The organism is Methanoregula sp., assembly GCA_026625165.1.
In the GTDB taxonomy this organism is placed as follows: Archaea; Halobacteriota; Methanomicrobia; order Methanomicrobiales; family Methanospirillaceae; genus MVRE01.
Genome location: CP112999.1, coordinates 1,327,242 through 1,336,200, shown reverse-complemented (window position 1 = coordinate 1,336,200; position 8,959 = coordinate 1,327,242). Strand labels below are relative to the sequence as shown.

Below are 8,959 nucleotides of genomic sequence, written 5' to 3'. Positions count from 1 at the left end.
ATTATAAAAATAGATTCTCTTCTTACAGGAAAACCTGTAATGAAAATCGTCACCTTATTTTACGGAAAGGTTGGCCTGCCACTCCCGGATTTGGTATTTGTATCCTGGAAACGTGTGTATTGCCGGGATTAATATCCGGTTCTTGCCGTCGTAACTACCATTGCATTATCGAAAGCTGCACGGGCTTCCTTCTGCTGTCCCAGCCGGCTCAGGGCGATACCGCGGTTGTTCCAGATCCATGCAATATCGGAATTTCCTGAGAGTGCCCGGTCTGTATAATCGAGGGCGTCCTCATACTTACCCAGCCCAAGAAGTGCAGTTCCTTTCTGCCCCATCGCCAGCGAATCCGAAGGGGCCAAAGCGAGGACATGGTCAAATGAGGACGAAGCATCGTGATAGCGACCTAAAATATTCTGTGCCATACCTCGGTTGTACCAGACATCTTTATCAGGAATACCAGGATCCCGTGCGATGACCGCATCATACATCCTGAGTGCGCCTTCGTAATCGCCTGCCGCAAAGAGTTCATCGCCCTCTTCGATTGTTAATTGAGCACCTGAAGGGGCAACCTCCGGGTTTACCTGTGAAGTGCCGGGTGCAGGGACTGACGTGTTCCCTGGCGGGTTCAAGGATGCAATGGCAGAAAATATTCCGGCCGCAAGTACAAGGAAAATAAATGCGGCGGCGCAGAATCCCGCTGCAAACCGGGCAGTCCCCGGTGATATCCATGGATCAGTGTGCGCATAAGGCTTTTGTCTTCTGGCATGTTCAGCCAAAGGATCGTCTTGAACCGGCTCTCCAGTATGGGCAGATCTCTGCCTTTCTTCACGGGCCCATGACTTTGCTTTCTCTAACCAGGATAATTCCCTGGCAAGCGAAATGTCATACTCCTTACGCCGATCCATGTCAAGCAGGACTTCTGCTGCCTCGTTGACCCCCCTCATTTTTTCCTCGGCATCAGGGTGCCGGCAGACATCAGGATGCCATTGTTTTATTTTTTTGCGGTAGGCTGCAGCGATTTCTCCTCTTGTTGCAGTATCTTTCACGCCAAGGATATGGTAGTAGGTGATTATCGGCATAGGTCTTGGACTTTTTAATTATTGCATGATTATGGGATGGTTGATCTCTTGAAGCATATCATTTGAACATTGCAATATATATCCGGAATCTGCCTGACGGTAAAATAAAATAGTCGGTGATCCTTAAAATGGCGGAGAAGGAGTCGTTTTTCAGACAAGGGGTTCCGGCTGGGAACCCGTACTGACCGGGAGTTTTGTGGTCTTGACAAGGAATGGGTCTGTCGACTGCGCCATCTTCCGGACAATTATCTGCTTGCCCTTCTCGCTCATCGCAAAGACCGGGATTGCAGTACCTGCCTGCACCAGCGCTTTTTTTCCTGCAATCTCGCGGACCGGTTTTGATGCGCAGGCAGTCACGATGTCGGAAACGGCAACAAGCCGTTGAGCATCGTCATGGGAGAGCCCGGATACGTGAACAGCTACGATCATGGTATCCGGGTATGCTGCGCGGATCTCCTCCGCGGTCCCTGCGTCAGCGACTGTGACCGCAATGTTTCTGTATCCTCTTTTTCTTGCAAGGGCGACACCCGCGGGCTGGTCGATGCGGGCGGTTTTTCGATCGGGTACGATCCCATGGTTCTCTTCAATCCGGTCCATCACGGTATGGATAGGGGATGTCCTGACCAGTCCCGACATCCTGCCGCCGATACCCTGCACAAGGCCGGGTGTTGTCGCGATCACGGTCCCTGCCCCATCACAGGCAAGGACAACAGCATCCAGCAGTCCGGTTAAAAGTGCAAAGCTGAGCAGTTCCGATGCCCCGAACCCGACAAATTCCCTGTTGTCAAGGACTTCCCGGCGCTCCGTGCACATGCCAAACGATTTAATACGGTGCGCAATGTTTTTTGCAACCTCGTCTTTTGTGATTGCAGGTATGGGATATGCGAACCTCTTTGCCAGCGGGCAGTCTTTGATGATCGGATCCCCAACTTCGACAACAATACCGTTCCGGACCACGATCCGGCATCTCCCGATCGCCTCTATGATATGTTCGTCATTTGCAGGTCCCGCCATTGCTCTTCCCGGTCTATATATTGCGACTGGTGCGTCATAACCCTGACCTTTGATCCAGCGCGACCCTGAGTGATTATCAGGTACTACAGGATTATTGCAGATTACAAACGATAGTCCGGTGTGACAGGAATGGACCGGTACAGTGAAATCGATGCCGCGAGGGGCATTGCGATCCTCATGATGATCATATTTCACACGGTTTTTGACCTGTATTTTTTCAGTATATACCCGGTGAACGTTTCATCCGGCTTCTGGCGGTACTTTGCGTTTTCCACTGCGTCGCTCTTCCTGCTCATCGCGGGCATTTCACTCTCCATCAGCCATTCCCGGGCAATGCGGCTGGCCGGGGACGGGGTGCCAGTCCGGATCGCGGGTAAATTTCTCAGACGCGGTGCCGGGATCTTTGCCTGCGGGGTCCTCGTCACAGTGGCAACATGGCTTTATCTCGGGCAGGGATTTGTAATCTTTGGTATCCTGCATACGATTGGCGTCTCGATCATGCTCTCCCCCCTGTTCTTCCGGTTCCGTTCCAATAATATCATCATCGGGTCGGTTGTGGTTTTCATCGGGATAGCAATAGCATATGCAGGCATCCCCGGGCCGCTCTGGCTCTGCCCGTTCGGGATTCACCCCGCGGCCTTTGTCTCGGTGGATTACACCCCCCTATTCCCATGGTTTGGGCTTGTCCTTATCGGGCTAGGTATTGGAGAGAGCATATACCCGGGTGGAAGGCGCGGGTTTGAGGCTCCGGCTATTCCTTTTATTTTCATGTCACCGCTGGCAGTCCTCGGGAGGCATTCACTGGTGATCTATCTCGTGCACCAGCCTGCAATCATCCTCCTGCTGCATTTTGTTGCGGGAATCCCGTTGTTGTAGCCGTGGTAAATCTCTTCACTCAAATAGGATTACATCAGTCTACAAACAGAGGGACGTCCCGGAACTCTGCTCCATCAAAAACGCCCCGGTCGGTAATGCGGACCGCCGGGATCACGGTAAGCGATAAAAACGAGAGGTACATGAAAGGGTCGTCAATGCCGCCCATCCTCCGGGTGACATTCTGGAGGGATTTTAACCGCTCCACAACCACGGGGTATGACAGGGATGACATGAGCCCTCCGCAGTCAAGGGGAAGGCTTGCATAATATTTCCCGGCAACCGCCGCCATCCCACCATGCATACGGATCACTTCTGCGATCGCAGAAAGGATCTCTTTGTCGCTTGTCCCTGTCGCGATCAGGTTATGGGCATCGTGGGCGACGCTCGATGCGATAGCCCCCTCTGTAAAACCAAATCCTTTTACAAGCCCCACCCCGCATGTGCCTGTGCCGTACCGGTTACAGACCACGACCTTGAGGATGTCGCGGTCAGGCATAGATCTCCCTTCATATTCCAGACGGAGCGGTTCGGTGATGATCTGACGGGGTATGATCCCGATGACACGTGCCGTCCCACTGCCATTGATCCGTATCGTATCAACGGATGGGACCGCGCACCGGAATGAAATTGGCACTGGTGTTACTGCTGATGCTCCGGTATCAGCAAGCTCCCTGCCGGAGACAAAAACCTGCCGTACACGGAACCGCTCCGGATCCTCCACAACACAGAAATCAGCGCGCCGACCGGGAGAGAGGGCTCCCCGGTCGTTAAGCCCGAAGCGTTCTGCAGCAGAGAGTGTGGCCATACGGATTGCGAGTTCCGGGGTCATTCCGCATGCAATCGCGCTCCTTATGCAGCGGTCGATATGGCCGTCTTCCATCAGGAGGTCTGCGTGGCAGTCGTCGGTGGCAAAACAGCAGCGGGCGACGGTAAACGGCGTCACGAGGGATGCCAGAGCTTCGATGTTGCGCTCAATTGAACCCTCCCGGAGATACAGGTACATCCCTTTTTTGAGTTTTTCATCACCTTCGGCCAGAAAAGTACACTCGTGATCGCTCTGCAGTCCGGAAAGGATGTACGCGTTGAGGTCTTTTCCGGCAAGCAGTGGGGCATGCCCGTCACGGATCGAAAAGACCGCAAGTTTTTCTGATATTCCTGCATCCCCTGCCAATACACCGGGAACATTCATCATCTCCCCAAGTCCCAGTACCCCGTCGGTGTCTTTGAACCGGGCAAGATCGCTTGCGGAAAGGACAGCGCCACCCACATCCATCGGTGTCGCCGGCACACAGGATGGCAGCATGTACCGGATGTCAACGGGCAATCCCTCCCTCTGGGAGAGCATGAAACCGATGCCCGGAACCCCCGCGACATTGGCAATCTCGTGCGGGTCGGCGATCACCGTTGCGGTGCCATGATGTGCGACAAGACGGGCATACTCGCGGGGTACAAGGAGCGAACTCTCGATGTGCACGTGGGCATCGATCAGGCCGGGGACAATATATGCCCCTTTCATGTCATGTTCAACGGTGCCGCGGTAATCCCCGGTTCCAAGGACGATTCCATCTTTTACCGCGAGATCACCCCGCTCCCATGTGCAGGTAAACGGGTTGAATATATTCGCGTTACTAAAAACCGCATCTGCAGGCACACGTCCGCGTGCAGCATCAACCATGCGGGCAGGATTGGAGGGCATTGATCAGACTACTCAGACAACAATATCCTTGATGCTTGCGGTTTTACGCTCGCCGTTCGTGGTGACATACACATAGAGTTTATAGGTTCCCGGTTCGAGCCGCACCGGGACCGTAATGTCATTTTCACCACGGTGCAGGTTAACCGGGACACCGGTGTTGGTCAGTTCCTTCTGCGCCAGATCATTGATCCGGAATACCCGCACCTGGATGCCGGCTTGTATCGGATCCCCGCTGTTGGTGACATGGACCCTCACTCCCCCGTCAGCAGGAGTTACATCGCCAATCGCAAGTGACGTGCAGCCTGCAGACAGGACAAGGATGATACACAGCATGCAGAGAGATAACCGGCATGATGACATGATTCAATGGTAAAATTTTGACATAATAAATCCTGTGGTTTACCGTTGCCGGGATTATACCTTAGAATGAAAGCCCCATGAATCGGACATACCCAATAACACTCCGGTGAGCAGGAATGAAGGGATTCAACCACGATTGAAAATGTCAGATCTTTTCCACCGTAACCCTGACCCGGTCACCGGCTTTTATGCCATGCCCTTTGGGGATATCGATGTTGAACCAGAGGGCTCCGGGATTGTCCTGTGTGGGATCCTGGGACATCAGGCAGTCCTTGTGATCATTTATGTCGGCGACAAATTCGACGTCCGACTCAATCTCAAGAAGTTTTTGCATATAAAAAAGGTTGGCGAGAATGGTTAAATTACATCGCCCGCGGCGTGACCATCCACGTCGTGCTGTTCGAATAGCTCCACCGGATGATGTTGAGATCCTTGCAGATATCGGCAAGGATCGCCATGTTCGTCCCCACTTCCTTGGGGGATAACCCGAGGTCCTTTGCAATGTACTTTGATTTAAAGTAGTGTTTGCCCTTGGTTATCCCTGACTGGAGATAGCCGACAATTTTGTGCTGGGTCTCATTATACGTTTCACGGATCTTTTTTGAAGTTGACATGTGCTGCCTCAGCATTAAAAACTCATATAGATCCACTTGTATATATATATATCTACCCCAAGTGGCAGAATCGGGCTCCTTTTTCATTTTGCCCACCAATTAATTGACCAGAAAGCATTTATTGCCCACCGGTTTGAATTCGAAAATCGATCCGCGCAAAAAACACGTGATCCGAATGTTCTATGAAGATTCCTGCCTGTTTCAAAAATTAAATTTGTAATTTAAGGTTGTTTTTGAACCTGCGCCATGCCAATCTTGTTGATCAGCGCTTCGAGCACTGTATCGCGCATGCCTTCCACAAATTTGATGCTGCCGACAACAAGGTGCCCGCCGCCACTGATGCCACCGCCGGGGATTTCGCCATGGAGCTCGCGGACCATCCGCGGGATGTTCATGAGCACCCCCCGTGACCTCAGCACCGCAAAGTCCGGGCCAAAACCGATTGTGACAACAGGCGATCCCGGGTTTGCCCTGCAGAGCCGGTCATGCACCTCCCCGCTGGTCTTTCCCGGGGGAGGGAAGGTGAACTTATGGGCATGGATCTCGACATCGATGAGGAAAAGTTTTGCACCGTTGGGAAGGTCACGGGGGACGACATGCGGCATGCACGCACTCATCTGGTCCTCAATCATCAGGTTTGCTCCTTCAACAAGTAAAGAGACGAGTTTTTCATGCCTTGCAGAATTTCCGCTGATGTTGAGGATGTCTTTTACGATCTCCCTGCCATCGTTGAACCGGAGCCAGAACTGTTCATAGTCAAGGGCAAGCGCGATGTTCTTGCAGGCATCCTCACTGTAGCTTTCCCGGACAAGTGCAAGGAAGAGGGCACGTTCCGCAGCCTCGCTCCGGTCACCTACCCCGGCAACAGCAGGGAGGTGGCGGATTAGCGGTTCCACGTCCGGGTTGATCAGACGCGCGATCTCCGTCCCCAGCATCCCGGCAGTGATCCCAAAGTCACCTCCGACATGATACGGGTTCACGTGGGCGAGCAGGTATTTGTCAATCGATGCATCCGGGTGATGATGGTCGATAACGACAAACGGGATATCGTACACGCTTGCAATCTTGTAGGAGGGTTCATCCTCTTCAGTCGACCCGTTATCCGTAAGGACCACAAGGGGCATTTTCTGCCCGAACCTGACATGGTCTTTTAATGAGAAGTCCAGGTCGCGGGTGATGTCCTCGATCTCATAGAACGGGGCTTTTGAGGGGGCCCGCTTGAAAAGGTAATAATCTGCATCAAAGTCCGTACCGCTCTCCCGGATAAGCGCGACGACAGCCTGCTCGATTGCGACAGCAGAACAGATCCCATCCGCATCCGCGTGGTGACGGAGGATGATCGGCTGCGCTGTAAATATTGCCTTCCGGATAATTTTTGCAACCTTTTTCATTTCTGGGCGCAGTCGTTCCATCACATCCGATCTCACAAGGAGGGGGATATCCCGGGGTTCAGAACGGGCATCGAGCGCTTTTTCGATTCGTACCCTGACGGTTGCCTCCTCCTCCCCTGACAGGGAGGTGATCACGTCTGCCTCGATCTGGAGCTGGTTATTTCGCTTCATGACCTCCCCGACAACCTTGACGATCCCGGCAAGCTCGACTTCAGGGAAAGCCCGCACACCGGCTTCAACAAAAGCGGCGACATTCTGGGTGCCTGATTCATCAACAATCGTAAAGATCGTGGGGCCGCTTGTCTGTTTGATCTGTGCGACTTCACCTTCAATGGCGACCGTCCTGCCAATTTTTGTCCCGAGGTCCGCGATGCGCACTGTCGTTGATTTCTTCTCGAGGTTCTGTACCTGGTACACCTGGATCACGACTTCCTCCAGGTCGATATTGCCATTCGGGCGGACCTGCCGGACTTTCACGAGAATGGAATCCCGTTCTTTGTGCTCCATCTTAATATTGCTTTTATGGACGAGCCCCTTGATCCGTTCATTTAACTGGACAAACATCCCGAAATTTGCAAATCCCTGTACCTTTCCTGCGTATATTTGCTGCTCTTGTACATCGGCTAGGTCGCAGGTTGCGCCAAGCCTGATGACGAGTATATCGTCCTTCTGCATAGATCTCTCACCACACACTTCGTACCAAAATAAAATTCTTCATCTGTTACCTGTTGCACTTCTCTTTTGTTTCATAACTGTAAACGCCAGCGTGTACCATCAATTTTCTCTGGTGCATTAACTACATTGTCATTGAGCGCAACTAAACGGAGCTGGTGCAGGTATCCGGTAAAAAGTGAGCGTTATTTCCTGAAGGGGACCTCGATCATGTCGAGGTCCTGCGGCGCAATGATGGGGCCAAAATATTTTTTTTTCGCGTCTTCGATATGCACTTCCGGGGTGATGTACCGCGAGCTTATGTGTATAAGGGCAAGCATCCGGACTTCAGCAGCTGCAGCAGCCTCTCCTGCCTGGCCTGCAGTGGCATGATAGAATTCTGATGCCCGCACAGTTTCGGAGTCATCATAGGTGGCATCGTGGATCAGGAGGTCTGCATCCTGCGCAACCGCGGCAATCTTCAAGGGAACCGGGCCGGTATCTCCGGTATACACAACCTTTCGTCCCGGACGGGGCATCCCCATCACGTCTGATGGCTTGATAACCTGTTCTACTCCGTCTTTTTCCACAGTTATTGTCTCTCCGCGCTGGAGCCTGCCAAAGAGCGGCCCTGCAGGGACACCCAGCTCGATCGCCCGCCCGCGGTCAAATTTTCCCGGGCGGGGGTCCTCCTCAAATACATAACCGAGGGCCGGCATGCCGTGGCTGACAGAAAATGCAGTGACTGTATAGCCGTTGAACCGGATCCATGATCCGTCGGAAAGTTCCACCGGTTCAACTGTAAACCCGAGATTATGCTTTCCTACGTTATGCAGGGTGGTCACAAATTCATGAACCCATGACGGGCCGTAGATGATAAGTGGCTGTGTCCTGCCATTAAAGGAGAGCGTCTGTACAAGCCCGAAGATACCAAGGAAGTGGTCGGCGTGCCAGTGGGTGACAAAGATCCCATCGACGCAAAATCCCGTTCTTGCCCGCATCATCTGCTGCTGGGCCCCCTCTCCGCAGTCAAAGAGGAGCGTGTCAGAGCCGTGCCGGATCATGATACAGGACGGATTGCGCTGAGGAGTCGGGAGAGCACCCGCTGTACCGAGGAAATGGACATGAAGCGTCTCACCACTCATGGAAAATCCCTCCGGATATTCCTGAAGCGGTCTCGCAGGCTCGCCCGCTCACGTAAATTCCTCCTCGGAATTTCCTGAAACGGTTCGCATTTGCTCACCGTTCACATAAAATCCATATTGGGATTTTCCTGAA

At 53.0% G+C, this 8,959-nt stretch carries 9 protein-coding genes; 1 reads left to right on the top strand and 8 read right to left on the bottom strand.

Features of this window, described 5'->3' with window-relative positions; translation table 11 throughout:
- Positions 1 to 128: 128 nt before the first annotated feature.
- Complete coding sequence (locus tag OS112_06995; GenBank protein ID WAC04213.1) at positions 129 to 1,079, bottom strand: DnaJ domain-containing protein; 951 nt, start codon at positions 1,077 to 1,079, stop codon at positions 129 to 131.
- A gap of 150 nt (positions 1,080 to 1,229) precedes the next feature.
- Complete coding sequence (locus OS112_06990; protein WAC04212.1) at positions 1,230 to 2,093, bottom strand: DUF2099 family protein; 864 nt, start codon at positions 2,091 to 2,093, stop codon at positions 1,230 to 1,232.
- A gap of 129 nt (positions 2,094 to 2,222) precedes the next feature.
- Between OS112_06990 and OS112_06985 the strand changes: the two genes are divergently transcribed.
- Positions 2,223 to 2,969 (top strand): heparan-alpha-glucosaminide N-acetyltransferase, encoded by a 747-nt coding sequence (locus tag OS112_06985; GenBank protein WAC04211.1) that lies wholly within the window; start codon positions 2,223 to 2,225, stop codon positions 2,967 to 2,969.
- Positions 2,970 to 3,003: 34 nt separating this feature from the next.
- On the opposite strand, the gene ade is transcribed toward OS112_06985, so the two are convergent.
- From ade to rnz, 6 genes are all read right to left on the bottom strand, one after another.
- Positions 3,004 to 4,665, bottom strand: a complete 1,662-nt coding sequence (gene ade, locus OS112_06980) for an adenine deaminase (GenBank protein ID WAC04210.1) — start codon at positions 4,663 to 4,665, stop codon at positions 3,004 to 3,006.
- A 12-nt stretch (positions 4,666 to 4,677) separates the two neighbouring features.
- Complete coding sequence (locus tag OS112_06975) at positions 4,678 to 4,998, bottom strand: hypothetical protein (protein WAC04209.1); 321 nt, start codon at positions 4,996 to 4,998, stop codon at positions 4,678 to 4,680.
- A 172-nt stretch (positions 4,999 to 5,170) separates the two neighbouring features.
- On the bottom strand, positions 5,171 to 5,359 hold the full coding sequence (locus tag OS112_06970; protein ID WAC04208.1) for a hypothetical protein: 189 nt from the start codon (positions 5,357 to 5,359) through the stop codon (positions 5,171 to 5,173).
- Positions 5,360 to 5,387: 28 nt separating this feature from the next.
- Positions 5,388 to 5,639, bottom strand: a complete 252-nt coding sequence (locus tag OS112_06965) for a hypothetical protein (GenBank protein ID WAC06151.1) — start codon at positions 5,637 to 5,639, stop codon at positions 5,388 to 5,390.
- Positions 5,640 to 5,860: 221 nt separating this feature from the next.
- A complete protein-coding gene (locus OS112_06960; GenBank protein WAC04207.1) occupies positions 5,861 to 7,705 on the bottom strand; it encodes a S1 RNA-binding domain-containing protein in 1,845 nt (614 codons plus the stop codon).
- A 182-nt stretch (positions 7,706 to 7,887) separates the two neighbouring features.
- Complete coding sequence (gene rnz / locus OS112_06955) at positions 7,888 to 8,826, bottom strand: ribonuclease Z (protein WAC04206.1); 939 nt, start codon at positions 8,824 to 8,826, stop codon at positions 7,888 to 7,890.
- Positions 8,827 to 8,959: the final 133 nt, after the last annotated feature.